This is a genomic window from Streptosporangium sp. NPDC023963, assembly GCF_040639135.1.
Classification (GTDB): domain Bacteria; phylum Actinomycetota; class Actinomycetes; order Streptosporangiales; family Streptosporangiaceae; genus Streptosporangium.
Genome location: NZ_JBEZZK010000007.1, coordinates 54248 through 68705 on the forward strand (window position 1 = coordinate 54248; position 14458 = coordinate 68705).

Below are 14458 nucleotides of genomic sequence, written 5' to 3' on the forward strand. Positions count from 1 at the left end.
CCCCCGCGCAATGAGCCCGTCCCGCGGCCCTGACGTCGTAGGGTTCCAGCCATGACGCGACAGCCGTACCCTCCTGCCAGCCGTCTCGAGCTCGTCGAGGAGCTCCACGGTGTGCCTGTTCCCGACCCCTACCGATGGCTTGAGGACCCGGACGACCCGGCGACGAAGGACTGGCTGGTGGGGCAGGAGAGACTGCTGGAGACCGAGCTGGACGCCCTTCCCGGGCGTGAGGGCTTCAAGGCCCGGATCGCGGAGCTGCTCGGCTCGGGGTCGATCGGCGCGCCGACGTGGCGCGGGGAGCGGCGGTTCTTCATGCGGCGCACCCCCGGGCAGGAGCACGCCGTCCTCTACACCGTGGATCCCGGCGGCGCCGAGCGGGCTCTGCTCGACCCGATGGCGCTCGACCCGACCGGGTTGACCACCCTCGACTCCTGGCAGCCCGACAAGGAGGGCCGCCTGCTCGCCTACCAGGTCTCGGTGGGCGGTGACGAGGAGTCGAGCCTCTACCTGATGGACGTCGCGTACGGTGACCGGATCGAGGGGCCGATCGACCGCTGCCGCTACTCCCCCGTGGCGTGGCTGCCCGGCGGCGAGGCCTTCTACTACGTGCGCAGGCTGCCCGCCACCGAGGTGCCCGAGGGTGAGGAGCAGTACCACCGCCGGGTCTACCTGCACAGGGTCGGCACCTCCACCGAGGAGGACGTCCTGATCTTCGGCGAGGGCCTGGAGAAGACCAACTACTACGGCGTGGCGGTCTCCCTCGACGGCCGCTGGCTGCAGATCTCCGCCTCCAGGGGTACGGCGCCGCGCAACGACCTGTGGGTGGCCGACCTCCAGGCGTCCTCCCACTCCTCGCCCGAGCTGGTCGTCGTCCAGGAGGGCGTCGACGCCCAGAGCGCTCTGCACTTCGGCCGCGACGGCCGCCTGTACGTCTTCACCGACCGGGAGGCCCCGCGTGCCCGCGTCTGCGTGACCGACCCGACCGACCCGCGGTTCGAGAACTGGCGCGACCTGATCCCGCAGGACCACGAGGCCGTGCTGACGGACTTCGCGATCCTCGACGGCCTCGACAGCCCGGTCATGCTCGTCGGGTGGACCCGCCACGCGATCAGCGAGATCTCGGTGCACGACCTGGTCACCGGCGAGCGCGTCGGCGAGGTGCCGACCCCGGGGCTGGGCACCATCGGCGGTATCAGCGAGCGTCCCGAGGGCGGCCACGAGGCCTGGTTCGGCTACACCGACAACACCACGCCGCCGAGCATCCAGCGCTACGACGCCCGCACCGGCGAGACGACGCTCTGGGCCGCCTCCCCCGGCGCCGTCGAGGTGCCCGCCGTCGACACCGAGCAGGTGACCTACCGCTCCGCCGACGGCAGCGAGGTCCACATGCTGGTGATCTCCCCTCCCGGCGTCGAGGGCCCGCGCCCCACCGTCCTGTACGGCTACGGCGGCTTCGGCATCTCGATGACCCCCGGTTACTCCGCGTCCATCCTGAGCTGGGTCGAGGCGGGCGGCACGTACGCCATCGCCCAGCTGCGCGGCGGCGGCGAGCAGGGCGAGGAGTGGCACCGGGCCGGGATGCTCGCCCACAAGCAGAACGTCTTCGACGACCTGCACGCGGCGGCCGAGCACCTGATCTCCACCGGCGTGACCACGTCCTCGCAGCTGGCCATCTCCGGCGGCTCCAACGGCGGCCTGCTGGTCGGCGCGGCCCTGACCCAGCGCCCCGAGCTGTACGCCGCGGTGGTCTGCTCGGCGCCGCTGCTCGACATGATCCGCTACGAGCTGTTCGGCCTGGGCGCGACGTGGAACGTCGAGTACGGCTCCGCCGAGAAGCCCGACGAGTTCGCCTGGCTGCACTCCTACTCTCCCTACCACCACGTGCGGGAGGGCGTGTCCTATCCGGCGACGCTGTTCACCGTCTTCCAGTCCGACACCCGGGTCCACCCGCTGCACGCCTGGAAGATGTGCGCCGCCCTGCAGCACGCCCAGGCCTCGGACCGGCCGATCCTGCTCCGCAACGAGGCGGAGGCCGGTCACGGGGCCCGCGCGGTGAGCAAGACCGTCGAGCTCGCCGCCGACCAGCTCACCTTCCTCGCTTACCACACCGGGCTGACCTCCTGAAGGCGCGGCAGGGCACGGTTTGAGGGCACGGGTCGAAGGGGCACGGGTCGCGGAGGCACGGGTCGCAGAGGCACGGGTCGCAGAGGCACGGGTCGAAGGGGCGCGGTCGCAGAGGCACAGGCGCATCCGGGACTCCGGGTGCGCCCCCGGCGGCCGCGACCGCCGGGGGCCGCGGCGGCCGGATTGTCGGAGGCGGCGGCTATGGTCGGGGCGTGAACGACGCGGTGGTGGCCGAGGGCCTGACCTTCACGGAGAGTGACCCGGGGGCCTTTCTGCGGCCCCACGTCACCCACCTGTCGGCCTACACCGAGCGTCACGCCGATCCCATGGTCCAGCGGCGGCCGCCGTTCGCCGGGGTCGTCATGATCTTCGGGTTCGGTGCGCCGCTCGCGCTGAGCGGCCCCGAGGGGTCCCGGCTGCTGGCCTCGTTCGCCGGCGGCCTGCACGACACCTATGTCGACACCACCACGGCCGGGATCGCCGAGGGCGTGCAGGTCAACCTCACGCCGCTCGGGGCCAGGCGGCTGCTCGGGGTGCCCCTGCGGGAGCTGGCCAACCGGGTGGTCTCCCTGGAGGAGGTGCTCGGCGGCTGGGCCACGACCACGATCGAGCGGCTGGCCGAGGCCCCCGGCAGGGCCGCCAGGATCGCCCTGCTGGACGAGGCGCTCAGCGGGCGCATCGGCGAGGCGCCGCCGCCCGACCCCCGCGTCGGCTGGGCGTGGCAGCGCCTGGTCGCCACCCGCGGCACGGTGTCCGTGGCCTCGATAGCCGCCGAGCTGGGGTGGAGCAGCCGGCACCTGGTCTCCCGCTTCCACGACCAGGTCGGGCTGGCCCCGAAGGCCGCGGCCAGGGTGCTGCGCTTCGAGCACGCCACCGGCCGCCTGAGGTCCGGCATGTCCCTGGCCGACACCGCCGCCGTCTGCGGCTACTACGACCAGGCCCACATGAACCGCGATTTCAGGATCATGGCGGGCGCCACTCCCCGCGAGCTGGTGCCGTCCCCGTGCGTCATCGGGTGATCAGGTCAGATTTTTCCAAGCCTCGCCGCTCCCGCCGGTGACATCGTGGTGATCACCGCAGGGGAGGAGAGAGCATGCGAACGGTGTATCCGCTGGTCCGTTACCGCGACCCGGGCAAGGCCGTCGACTGGCTGGTCCAGGCGTTCGGGTTCGAGGTCCACGAGCTCGTTACGACCGCCGACGGGGGCGTCGGCCACGGCGAGCTGATCGTCGGCACTGGAATGATCATGACTGGTACGGGCGAGCCGGGCGGGCCGGGGATCTACGTCGTCGTGGACGACCCCGACGCCCACCACGCCAGGGCCGTCGCGGCCGGCGCGGAGGTCATCAGGGAGCCGGCCGACCAGGACTACGGCTCGCGCGATTACTCCTGCAGGGATCCGGGGGGCAACGACTGGCACTTCGGAACGTACCGGCCCTGACGGTCTCGAGCGGCGTGCGCGGGCCCGGACCCGCGCACGCCGCTCATGCGAGGAACACGAGCTGCGCGGCGAGGAGGATGTCGAAGACGCCGCACCACTCCGCGTACGAGCGCGACACGACCGCGTTCCTCCTGAAATGGACGAAGTCCCAGAAGCCGTGCAGGAACCATCCCGCCGCCACCAGATAGCGGCCCAGATCGGGTTCCACCACCAGCGCGACCAGCGCCAGCGCCCCGAACCCGATCATTCCCAGGGCCTGTGCCCGGAACGCGCCCGAGCGGCGCAGGTCACCGGCGACGACACCCCACACCATGACGGCCAGCGCCAGGGCGGTGAACACGACCGGTATGGCGACCACGTCCAGTGCCCGCAGGACCATGTAGAGGACGACGAGGGCGAGGAGCAGCGGCCACGACGCCTCCGGCCGCCGGATCCTGGCCACCATGAGGTAGAGCAGGGGCAGCAGCATGAGGACCTCGGCGAGCGAGGTGACCGCCCCCGCCGAGGAGCCGGCGGCCAGCCCCGCCGCCGACATCCCGACGGCGAGGGCGATCGGCCAGCGCCGCAGCACGGCCTTCCAGCGGGAACGGCTCGTCGTGACGCCAGACCTCGTCGTGATGTCAGACACGGGAGGGACCTCCGTACTCGTCGCGGCGGCGGAGCATCACCAGGAGCATGAGCGGGAGCATCACGACGTGCTCCAGCAGGAGAAGCGCGTCGCCCGAGATCACGCCCGCCCACAGCAGCGGGAGCAGCGCGAGGGCGGGAACGATCATGGACCCGGCCATCTCCAGCGTCGCGGCCCAGCCGTGGCCCCGGTAGCGCATCCAGACGATCATCCCGACGGACATGTCGACGGCCATCTCCAGAGCGGCCACCTCCGGTCTCGCCGGGAACTCCAGGCCCGCGAGCGCCAGGCCGGCGCGCACGGCGGCGCCGAGCACCGCCATGCCGACGACCATCGCCGCGAGCATCTCCAAATAGTGGCGGAAGAAGGGCCACCAGCCGTGGGTGTGGGCGGCTCTCGCTGTCATGTCGCTCCTCCGGGGTACGGGGTTGGGGTATGCGACACCAGACTGCGGGAGAGCGGAAGCCGCCAGTAGTGCCGAAATGGCAGGTCCCCGCATGGTCATGTCACGAGATCTCGTGACATTTGTCATTGGGGCGCTCCATACACCCGACGGCGCGGGGGACAATGACCGCGTGCGTGACAGGCCGAGCGAGCGCGGGACGGGACTGAGTGGTTTCCGCCGCTACACGTGGTGGAGCCTCACCGGGAGCATCACGGTCTCCCTGGTGCTCTTCGTCAGGACCTGGGCCATGGACGAGGGCGTGGCTCCCTGGGTCAGGGGCGTCACCGGCCTGGCCCTGGCCGTGCTGGTCGTGGCCGTCATCGTGCTGTTCGGCCGCCGGCTGCCGCGCTTACCGGGCGAGGCGCGGGGCCTGGCCGGCGCCTCGGGTGCGCGCGAGGGGGCCGGCGGGCCGTCGGTGGGCTGGTTGGTGGCGGGGGGCCTGGCGGCGGCCGTGCTGGGCGCGGTCCCGCTCGCCCTGCGCGACGACGGGCTGTGGGCGGTGGCCCCGGCGGTGATGGTGTCGATCACCGCGATGTTCCTGCGGCCGGCGCACCGGCGTACCCTCATCGCCGGTGCGGTGGTCGTCGCGGCGGTGCTCGGCGGGTCCGTGGCCCTCGCCTCGGGGAACGGCGAGTGGCTCCTCGCGGGGGCCTTCCCGGCCGGCATGGTCGCCTCCGTCGCCTGGATGGCGCTGGGCATGCTGTGGGCCTGGGACGTCGCCGACCGGCTGGACCAGGCGGGGCGCCTGGCCGCCGAGGTGGCGGTCAAGGACGAGCGGCTGCGGTTCGCCGCGGACCTGCACGACATCCAGGGACACCACCTGCAGGTGATCGCGCTGAAGAGCGAGCTGGCCGAGAGGCTCGCCGAGACCGCCCCCGTCCGGGCCGCCGCGGAGATGCGGGAGGTGCGGCGGCTGGCGGCCGACGCGCTCCGCGACACGCGTGCCGTGGTGCAGGGATACCGGCGCACGACCCTGGAGGACGAGCTCGCCAACGCCGCGAAGGTGCTGGCCGCCGCCGGCATCGACACGGCCGTGGAGCGGGGCCGGGCCACCGGGGCGGACACGCTGCCGGAGCCCGCCCGCCACGTCCTCGGCCTGGTGATGCGCGAGGCCACCACCAACGTGCTGCGCCACAGCCGGGCCCGCCGGGCGTACATCGCCTACGACGTCGAGGACGGTCGTGCCCGGCTCCGGGTCGGCAACGACGGCGTCGAGGGCGGTCATGCCCGGCTGGAGGGCGATGACGGGAGCGCGGCGAATGACCGTGCCCGGCAGGGAGCCGACGGCGAGGGCGCGGCGGGTGACAGTGCCCGGCTGGAGCGTGATGACGGGAGCGCGGCGAATGACCGTGCCCGGCAGGGAGCCGACGGCGGGAGCGCGGCGGGTGGCGGCGCCCGGCTGGAGGGCGATGACGGGGGCGCGGCGAATGGCAGCGCCCGGCAGGGAGCCGACGGCGAGGGCGCGGCGGGTGACGGCGCCCGGCGGGGAGGCGGTGGCGACGCCGAACGGCCCGGGACGGGGACGGGTGTCGGCACCGGGCTGCATTCCCTGGCCGAGCGGCTGGAGCGGGCCGGCGGCACGCTGGGCTGGCGACGCGACGGTGACCGGTTCGAGGTGGTGGCCTCGCTGCCCGCCGATGCGCGCGCGTACCCGGCCGAGGCGGGCGCGCGGTGATCCGGTTGCTGATCGCCGACGACGAGGACCTCATCAGGGGAGCCCTGGTGGCACTGCTCGCGCTGGAGGATGACCTGGACGTCGTCGCCGAGGCGGCCACCACCACGGACGCGGTGCGCCTGACACGCGAGCGGCGGCCGGACATCGCCGTACTCGATCTGGAGATGCCGCCCGCCGACGGGCTGCGCGCCGCGCAGGCGATCCGCGCCGAGCTGCCCACCCGGATCGTCCTCGTCACCCGGCACGCCCGGCCCGGCGTGCTGCGCCGCGCCCTGGCCGCGGGGGTGAGCGGGTTCGTGCCCAAGACCACGCCCGCCACCCGGCTGGCCGAGATCATCCGCGACGTCGCCGCAGGCCGGCGCTACGTGGACCCGGACATCGCCGCCTCCGCCCTGTCGGAGGACGACTGCCCGCTGTCCGAACGGGAGCTGGAGGTGCTGCGGGCGTCCCGGACGGGCGCCTCGATCAACGAGATCGCGGCACAGGTCCACCTCGCCCCCGGCACGGTGCGGAACTACCTTTCCGCGGCCATGGCCAAGCTCGGCGCCGGCTCCCGCCACGCCGCCGCGCACCGCGCCTGGGAGGAGGGCTGGATCTGACCGGCATCGGGCAGATCGTGACGGCCGGCCACGACCCACGCGATCGGCATCCCCCGGCCACCGCGCCCCCGCCGTGACGGCACCGTCCTAGACGAGGCCGAGGGTGTCGCGGGCGGCGGCCACGGCGGCCTGGCCGTAGCTGACGCCGCCGTCGTTCGGGGGGACGGCGCGGTGGGTCAGGACCCGGAAGCCGCGGAGCCCGAGGGCCGCGACGAGGCCCTCCAGCAGCAACCGGTTCTGGAAGACCCCGCCCGACAGGGCGACCGTGCCGAGGCCGGTTTCGTCGCGAAGCCGCGCGCACACCCCGGCGGTGGCGGCGGCGAGCCCGTTGTGGAAGCGGGCCGAGACGAGCGCCGGAACCGCCCCGGCGCGCGTGTCCTCGACGACCGCCCGGACGAGGTCCGCGACCTGGATCGTCACGAGTGCCCCCTCGTCGACGGTCCCGGCCGGATAGGCGCCCCTCTCCGCGGGGTCGGCGCACTGTTCCAGGGCGATCGCGGCCTGCCCCTCGTACGTGGCGGTGTCGCGGAGTCCGAGGATCGCCGCCACCGCGTCGAACAGGCGCCCGGCGCTGGAGGTGAGGGGGGAGTTCGTCCCGGCCCCGGCCACCGCGACCACCTCGTCCCAGCGCGAGCCGTGACGGGCCCTGACCGGCAGGTTCCCGGGAAGCGTGTCACCGTACGCCGCGTACAGGTGCGCGGCCGCCATCCGCCAGGGCTGCCTGATCGCCGCGGTGCCGCCGGGCATCGGCACCCGGGCCAGGCACCCGGCGCGGGTGAAGCCCGCCAGGTCGGCCACCAGGAACTCGCCGCCCCAGATGGTGCCGTCGGTGCCGTAGCCGAGGCCGTCGAAGGCCACCCCGATGACCGGGCCGGTCTCCCGGTTGTCGGCCAGGCAGGAGGCGACGTGCGCGTGGTGGTGCTGGACCCCGGTCAGGTCCACCGACCCGGGCACCTCCAGATCCAGGGCGTACTTGGTGGACAGGTACTCGGGGTGGAGATCGTGGGCGACCAGCCCCGGGGTGATGCCGAGGAGGCGCCGGAGGTGCTCGATCCCCTCGGTGAAGGAGCGCAGCGTCTCGTAGTTCTCCAGGTCGCCGATGTGGTGGGAGAGGAAGGCGTGCCCCTGCCTCGCGAGGCAGAACGTGCTCTTCAGCTCGGCACCGCAGGCGAGCACGGCCCGCCGGGCGGGCGGTGAGAGCCGCAGGGGCTCCGGGGCGTACCCCCGGGATCTGCGTAGCGGCACCGTCCTCCCTCGCGCGGCGAGGAGCACGGAGTCGTCGGCCCGGACGTGGATCGGCCGGTCGTGGGTCAGGAAGGCGTCCGCGACCCCGGCGAGCCGGGCGAACGCGTCGCCGTCGCGGTGGGCGATGGGCTCGTCGGAGAGGTTTCCGCTGGTGAGCACGTACGGGCGGGCGAGTTCGGCGGCGAGCAGGTGGTGGACCGGCGTGTACGGCAGCATGAGGCCGAGGCGGCGGTCGCCCGGCGCGACGGCTCCGGCCACCGCGGCTCCGGGGCGGCGGGGCAGCAGCACGATCGGGCGCCGAGGGCCGGTGAGCAGCCGCTCGCCCTCGGCGTCCAGCTCGCACAGCGCCCGCGCGGTACGCAGGTCGGGGACCATGATCGCGAACGGCCTGTCCTCGCGGTGCTTGCGGGAGCGGAGGGTCCGGGTGGCCTCCTCGTCGGTGGCGTCGACCGCCAGGTGATACCCGCCGAGCCCCTTGACGGCCAGGACGCCGCCCGCTCGCAGCACCTCCACCGCGGCCGCGATCGGATCGGCACCGCCGCCCGGACGGGCACCGGGACGACCGGGGTGCGAGCCGTCGCCCTCCCGGCCGCGAGGATCCGGGGTGTGGGCGTGCGAGCCGTCGCCGCCCCGGTCCCGGGGATCCGGGGCGGCGCAGGGACGACCGGCGTCCGGCCCGCGAGCAGGCGAACCCTCGCCGCGAAGGCCACCGTCGAGAAATCCGCCGCTGAGAAGGCCGCCGTCGAGAAGGCGAAGGACCGGGCCGCAGGCCGGGCAGCAGATCGGCTGGGCGTGGAACCTGCGGTCCGACGGGTCGAGATACTCCCTCTCGCACTCCCCGCACATGGCGAACCCGGCCATCGTGGTAGCGGGCCGGTCGTAGGGGACGTCCCGGGTGATGGTGAACCTCGGCCCGCAGTTGGTGCAGTTGACGAAGGGGTGGCGGTGACGCCGGTCGGCGGGGTCGAACAGTTCGGCCAGGCAGTCATCACATGTCGCGACATCTGGTGAGACAAGGGCGACGCGCCGGGTCCCCCCTCGGCTGGCCGCGATACGGAACCCCCGGTCCCCGCACGCCGGTATCGCGGTGGCCGTCACGCGGTGGATCGCCGCCAGCGGCGGGGCCTGGTCCCGAAGGTCCTCCCGGAAGCGCGCGACGTCGCCGGGCTCCCCCTCGGCCTCGATGAACACGCCCCGGTCGTCGTTGCCCACCCACCCGGACAGCCCCAGGCGCCGCGCCAGGGAGTGGACGTGGGGGCGGAATCCCACCCCCTGCACGATTCCCTCGACCCTGATCCTGACCCGGATCCGTGCCCGTGCGCGTCCCGTGCCCATCCCGCCATCCTTCCCGCGACCGGCGGGAACACCTCGGGGGCTCGCATGATCTGGACGGGAAGGTTACGTCGATGATCAGAGCTTTGCCGTTGGTTGTCGAGCCGAGGGTGTCGGGCCTGAAAGAGCCAATCGTAATGTGGCGACTACCGTGAAAAATACGGAGCGTCGACATGCCTGGCACACCGAGTACGCAAACAACACCTCTTTCGCCATCGGCCGTCATACCGGTCACAGAGGCGGCGGTCATCGCGGCCTTCGCACGGCGGGACCACGCCGGGCACGCCCTGGCGGATGACGTGGAACGCATCGCGTGTGCCGCCCGGGCCATGGCCGCCGGATTCCGCCTCGGCGGCAAGCTGATCGTGTTCGGTGGCACGGGCACGGACGCCGCGCACATCGCGGTCGAGTTCATGCACCCGGTCATCGTGGGCAAGAGGGCACTCCCGGCGGTGGCGCTGAGCAACGGCGCCCCGGCGGCCGGCCGGGCGGACGACGAGGCGGGCAGAAGGAACGGGGACGGCGCCGGGAACGACGAAGGCTCCCAGAAAAGCGGGGACTTCCGGAACGGCGGGGACCGTGGAAGTGGCGCCGAGGTCTTCGCCCACCAGGTGCGCCACTGGGCGGACGCCGCCGACACGGCCCTGGGAATCTCCCGTGACGGCCGGTGCCCGAGCGTCCTGCGAGGGCTGGAGACCGCCGGGGAACTGGGCCTGCTGACCATCGCCCTGACCGGCGGCGGAGGCCGCGGGGACGGGGACGGCATCGCGGATGGTGCGGCGATCGACGACCTCCCGGCCGACCGCACCATGACCGGCCGCTCTCCGACCGGCCACACCTTGACCGGCCACCTCCCGGCCGACCACGTCCTGGTCGCCGCGTCCGACGACCCCGCCGTGGTCAAGGAGGTTCACGTCACCGCCTACCACCTGCTGTGGGAGCTGGTCCACGTCTTCCTCGACCGGCTCGGCCCGCCCGAGCGGAGGGCGGACCGGTGAACAGGCCCGAGGACTGCACCGCCGGTGTCTGCGTCACCTGCTCCGACCAGGCGCTGCCGATGAACGTGGTCAGGCTGCTGGAGGGAGAGCTGGCGATCGTCGACGCGGGCGGGGTCCTCGAAGAGGTGAGCGTGGCGCTGGTCGACCCGGTGGCGGGCGACACCGTGCTCGTCCACGCCGGGGAGGCCATCGCCGTGATCGCGCGCGGAAGCACCGGCGACGGCGGGAAGGACGACGATGAGCAGGCGTGACGGAACACCCGCGGAGACCATCCGCGGCCTCTACCCCTTCCTGTACGACAGCGACCACGACAGCGATCACGACCACGACCACGACCACGACGAGCGCACCGACCGGGCCACCGGCCGGACCGGTCCCGGAACAGCGGAGGTGGAAGCGGAGGCCATGCGGTCGGCCGCGGAGAAGACCGGCGAGATCGTACGGCTGCGCGAGCGGATGGCTGCCGAGTCGGCGGCGGAACTGGCGGCGTGCGCCGAGGAGATGGCCGCGCGGTTCGCCGCGGGCGGGCGGCTGTTCAGCTTCGGCAACGGCGGGAGCAGCACCGACGCCCAGGAGGTCGCCACCGCCTTCCTGCAGCCCTGCGACGGTCCGGCCCTGCCCGCCCTCTGCCTGACCGGCGACGTCGCCGTGGTCACCGCGCTCTCCAACGACGTCGGCTTCGAGGTGGTCTTCGCCAGGCAGCTCGCGGCGCTGGGCCGTCCGGGGGACATCGCCGTCGGCCTGTCCACGAGCGGCGGGTCGACCAACGTCGTCCGGGCGTTCGAGGAGGCGGCCGACCGGGGCATGCTCACCGTCGGGCTGGCCGGCGGCGGGGGCGGCAGGCTGGCCGAGCTGTCCGAGCGGGGCGTCCTGCACCACCTGTTCGTCGTCCCCTCCTCCTCGGTGCACCGGATCCAGGAGGCGCAGACCACCCTCTACCACGTCCTCCGGGAACTCACCTGGCACGCGCTCGGACCGGCGCCGACACCGCGGGCGCACAGCCCCGGGTGAGGCAGAGCCCGCTCACCCGCGCAGGTCCTCCCCCTTCACGTTCCGCAGACATCCACCAGGAGTGGGAGGCGTCATGACAGCGCCGACGGACGCAACGAGCAGCAGCCCTCAGGAGCGGGAGGAACCCGTCGTCCACATACTGTGGATCAACGCCGGGCTGAGCTGCGACGGCGACTCCGTCGCGCTCACCGCGGCGACCCAGCCGAGTATCGAGGACATCGTGCTCGGCGCGCTTCCCGGGCTTCCCAAGGTGGCCGTGCACTGGCCGCTGATCGACTTCGAGTCCGGGCCGATGCAGGGCACGGACGTCTTCATCGAGTGGTTCTTCAAGGCCAAGCGTGGCGAGCTGGACCCGTTCGTGCTGGTCGTCGAGGGCTCGATCCCGAACGAGGCACTCAAGCAGGAGGGCTACTGGTCCGGGTTCGGCAACAATCCCGAGACCGGCCAGCCCATGACGACCAGCGAGTGGCTGGACCTGCTCGCCCCCAAGGCGACCGCGATCGTGTGCGCGGGCACCTGCTCGGCGTACGGCGGCATCCACGCCATGGCGGGGAACCCGACCGGGGCCATGGGCGTGGCCGACTATCTGGGCTGGGACTGGAAGTCCAAGGCGGGGCTGCCGATCGTCAACGTGCCGGGCTGCCCGGTGCAGCCGGACAACCTCTCCGAGACCCTCCTCTACCTGCTCTACCAGGTCGCCGGGCAGGCGCCGATGATCCCGCTGGACGAGGAGCTGCGTCCGACGTGGCTGTTCACCCAGACCGTGCACGAGGGGTGCGACCGGGCGGGCTACTACGAGCAGGGCCAGTTCGCCACCGAGTACGGCTCGCCGAAGTGCCTGGTCAAGATCGGCTGCTGGGGACCGGTCGTCCGGTGCAACGTCCCCAAGCGCGGCTGGATGAACGGGATCGGCGGCTGCCCGAACGTCGGGGGCATCTGCATCGCCTGCACGATGCCGGGCTTCCCCGACAAGTTCATGCCGTTCATGGACGAGCCACCCGGCGCGCACGTCTCCTCGGCGGTGAGCGGCGCGTACGGGACCGTCGTCCGCGCGCTGCGCGGCATCACCCTGCGGACCGTCGACAAGGAACCGAAGTGGCGCCACAAGGGGCGCGAGCTGCTGACCGGCTACAAGGCGCCCTGGAGCTGACATGACGACATCGGAGCAGAACCCCGACCTCGTGGAGATGGCCTGGGACCCCATCACCAGGATCGTCGGGAGTCTCGGCATCTACTGCAAGATCGATTTCAAGAACCGGCGGGTCGCCGAGTGTCACAGCACCTCGTCGATCTTCCGCGGCTACAGCATCTTCATGAAGGGCAAGGACCCGCGCGACGCCCACTTCATCACCAGCCGCATCTGCGGGATCTGCGGCGACAACCACGCGACCTGCTCGGTCTACGCGCAGAACATGGCGTACGGGGTACGGCCCCCGGCCCTGGGCGAGTGGATCCTCAATCTCGGTGAGGCCGCCGAGTACATGTTCGACCACAACCTCTACCAGGAGAACCTGGTGGGGGTCGACTACTGCGAGAAGATGGTCCGCGAGACCAACCCCGGGGTGCTGGCGATGGCCGAGCGCACCGAGGCGCCGCACGCGGGCGACCACGGCTACAAGACCATCGCCGACATCATGCGCTCGCTGAACCCGCTGGAAGGCGAGTTCTACCGCGAGGCGCTGGCGGTGAGCCGCCTCACCCGCGAGATGTTCTGCCTCATGGAGGGCAGGCACGTCCACCCCTCGACGCTCTACCCGGGCGGGGTGGGCACGGTCGCGACGGTGCAGCTGTTCACCGACTACCTGACCCGGCTGATGCGCTACGTGGAGTTCATGAAGCGGGTCGTGCCCATGCACGACGACCTGTTCGACTTCTTCTACCAGGCGCTGCCCGGCTACGAGGAGGTCGGCCGCAGGCGGGTGCTGCTCGGCTGCTGGGGAAGCTTCCAGAACCCCGAGCACTGCGACTTCACCTACCGGAACATGAGCCACTGGGGTCGCGAGATGTACGTCACGCCGGGGGTGATCGTCGACGGCAAGTTGATCACCAACGACCTGGTCGACATCAACCTCGGCATCCGGATCCTGCTGGGCAGCTCCTACTACGACGACTGGGAGGGCCAGGAGCCGTTCGTCACCCACGACCCGCTGGGCAACCCGGTCGACATCCGGCACCCGTGGAACCAGCACACCATCCCCCACCCGCAGAAACGCGACTTCAGCGACAAGTACAGCTGGGTCATGTCGCCCCGCTGGTTCGACGGGGAGGACGCGCTGGCGCTCGACACCGGCGGCGGGCCCATCGCCAGGCTCTGGTCGACGGCGCTGTCCGGCAAGGTCGACATCGGCTACGTCAGGTCCACCGGCCACAGCGTGCAGATCAACCTGCCGAAGACGGCGCTGAGGCCGGAGAAGACGTTCGAGTGGAAGATCCCCGAGTTCCGGGGACAGCCGCTGTCCAACGCCCTGGAGCGCAACCGGGCCCGCACCTACTTCCAGGCCTACGCGGCGGCGTGCGCGCTCTACTTCGTCGAGCAGGGCCTGGCCGAGGTGCGGGCGGGCCGCACACAGACCTGGGAGCCGTTCACGGTTCCCGACGAGGCGATCAGCTGCGGCTTCACCGAGGCCGTGCGGGGCGTGCTCTCCCACCACATGGTGATCAGGAACGGGAAGATCGCCAACTACCACCCGTACCCGCCGACGCCCTGGAACGCCAGCGTCCGCGACGTGCACGGCACGCCGGGACCGTACGAGGACGCGGTGCAGAACACGCCGATCTTCGAGGAGAACCCGCCCGCGGACTTCAAGGGCATCGACATCATGCGCACCGTGCGGAGCTTCGATCCGTGCCTGCCGTGCGGGGTGCACATGTACCTCGGCGGCGGCGAGGAACTTCGCCGGGTGCACACCCCCCACGCCTTCGACGCCACGTGAGCCGACCGTTTCCCGGCACCGGAAAGG

General features: G+C 72.3%; 13 protein-coding genes. 10 read left to right on the forward strand and 3 right to left on the reverse strand.

Annotated features, from left to right (window positions below; genetic code table 11):
* The first annotated feature begins 51 nt into the window (after positions 1-51).
* From AB0F88_RS22090 to AB0F88_RS22100, 3 genes are all read left to right on the forward strand, one after another.
* Complete coding sequence (locus tag AB0F88_RS22090) at positions 52-2124, forward strand: prolyl oligopeptidase family serine peptidase (protein ID WP_362686901.1); 2073 nt, start codon at positions 52-54, stop codon at positions 2122-2124.
* A gap of 212 nt (positions 2125-2336) precedes the next feature.
* Complete coding sequence (locus AB0F88_RS22095) at positions 2337-3143, forward strand: helix-turn-helix domain-containing protein (RefSeq protein ID WP_362686903.1); 807 nt, start codon at positions 2337-2339, stop codon at positions 3141-3143.
* Between the two features lie 74 nt (positions 3144-3217).
* Positions 3218-3565, forward strand: coding sequence for a VOC family protein (locus tag AB0F88_RS22100; RefSeq protein ID WP_362686906.1), 348 nt, complete (start codon positions 3218-3220; stop codon positions 3563-3565).
* A 43-nt stretch (positions 3566-3608) separates the two neighbouring features.
* Here the strand turns inward: AB0F88_RS22100 and AB0F88_RS22105 are convergent, their stop codons facing one another.
* Together AB0F88_RS22105 and AB0F88_RS22110 are read right to left on the reverse strand one after the other, a co-directional pair.
* Entirely contained in the window at positions 3609-4193 is a 585-nt protein-coding gene (locus tag AB0F88_RS22105; protein ID WP_362686909.1) for a hypothetical protein, read from the reverse strand.
* Positions 4186-4599: a hypothetical protein gene (locus tag AB0F88_RS22110; RefSeq protein WP_362686912.1), complete on the reverse strand. Its 414-nt coding sequence runs from the start codon at positions 4597-4599 to the stop codon at positions 4186-4188. The genes AB0F88_RS22105 and AB0F88_RS22110 overlap by 8 nt, the downstream gene beginning before the upstream one ends.
* 169 nt (positions 4600-4768) lie before the next feature.
* Here AB0F88_RS22110 and AB0F88_RS22115 point away from each other — a divergent pair, with 169 nt between their 5' ends.
* Both AB0F88_RS22115 and AB0F88_RS22120 read left to right on the forward strand, forming a co-directional pair.
* Positions 4769-6313 (forward strand): histidine kinase, encoded by a 1545-nt coding sequence (locus AB0F88_RS22115; RefSeq protein ID WP_362686915.1) that lies wholly within the window; start codon positions 4769-4771, stop codon positions 6311-6313.
* Complete coding sequence (locus AB0F88_RS22120; protein WP_362686918.1) at positions 6310-6912, forward strand: response regulator transcription factor; 603 nt, start codon at positions 6310-6312, stop codon at positions 6910-6912. Before AB0F88_RS22115 ends, AB0F88_RS22120 begins: the two co-directional genes overlap by 4 nt.
* 87 nt (positions 6913-6999) lie before the next feature.
* Here the strand turns inward: AB0F88_RS22120 and hypF are convergent, their stop codons facing one another.
* Entirely contained in the window at positions 7000-9492 is a 2493-nt protein-coding gene (hypF, locus tag AB0F88_RS22125; protein ID WP_362686921.1) for a carbamoyltransferase HypF, read from the reverse strand.
* 296 nt (positions 9493-9788) lie between these two features.
* Between hypF and AB0F88_RS22130 the strand changes: the two genes are divergently transcribed.
* The 5 genes from AB0F88_RS22130 to AB0F88_RS22150 all read left to right on the forward strand — a co-directional run bounded on the left by AB0F88_RS22130 (position 9789) and on the right by AB0F88_RS22150 (position 14431).
* Entirely contained in the window at positions 9789-10487 is a 699-nt protein-coding gene (locus AB0F88_RS22130; protein WP_362686923.1) for a phosphoheptose isomerase, read from the forward strand.
* Positions 10484-10738, forward strand: a complete 255-nt coding sequence (locus tag AB0F88_RS22135; protein WP_362686926.1) for a HypC/HybG/HupF family hydrogenase formation chaperone — start codon at positions 10484-10486, stop codon at positions 10736-10738. The genes AB0F88_RS22130 and AB0F88_RS22135 overlap by 4 nt, the downstream gene beginning before the upstream one ends.
* Complete coding sequence (locus AB0F88_RS22140; RefSeq protein ID WP_362686929.1) at positions 10725-11498, forward strand: SIS domain-containing protein; 774 nt, start codon at positions 10725-10727, stop codon at positions 11496-11498. Before AB0F88_RS22135 ends, AB0F88_RS22140 begins: the two co-directional genes overlap by 14 nt.
* Positions 11499-11571: 73 nt before the next feature.
* Positions 11572-12648 (forward strand): hydrogenase expression protein HypE, encoded by a 1077-nt coding sequence (locus tag AB0F88_RS22145; protein WP_362686931.1) that lies wholly within the window; start codon positions 11572-11574, stop codon positions 12646-12648.
* Between the two features lies 1 nt (position 12649).
* Positions 12650-14431, forward strand: coding sequence for a nickel-dependent hydrogenase large subunit (locus tag AB0F88_RS22150; RefSeq protein WP_362686934.1), 1782 nt, complete (start codon positions 12650-12652; stop codon positions 14429-14431).
* Positions 14432-14458: the final 27 nt, after the last annotated feature.

Excerpts from the sequence above, each read along its gene's own strand:
- AB0F88_RS22090 (WP_362686901.1), top strand. The coding sequence starts at position 52 with ATGACGCGACAGCCGTACCCTCCTGCCAGCCGTCTCGAGCTCGTCGAG.
- AB0F88_RS22110 (WP_362686912.1), bottom strand. The coding sequence starts at position 4,599 with ATGACAGCGAGAGCCGCCCACACCCACGGCTGGTGGCCCTTCTTCCGC.
- AB0F88_RS22100 (WP_362686906.1), top strand. The coding sequence starts at position 3,218 with ATGCGAACGGTGTATCCGCTGGTCCGTTACCGCGACCCGGGCAAGGCC.
- AB0F88_RS22145 (WP_362686931.1), top strand. The coding sequence starts at position 11,572 with ATGACAGCGCCGACGGACGCAACGAGCAGCAGCCCTCAGGAGCGGGAG.
- AB0F88_RS22150 (WP_362686934.1), top strand. The coding sequence starts at position 12,650 with ATGACGACATCGGAGCAGAACCCCGACCTCGTGGAGATGGCCTGGGAC.
- AB0F88_RS22140 (WP_362686929.1), top strand. The coding sequence starts at position 10,725 with ATGAGCAGGCGTGACGGAACACCCGCGGAGACCATCCGCGGCCTCTAC.
- hypF (WP_362686921.1), bottom strand. The coding sequence starts at position 9,492 with ATGGGCACGGGACGCGCACGGGCACGGATCCGGGTCAGGATCAGGGTC.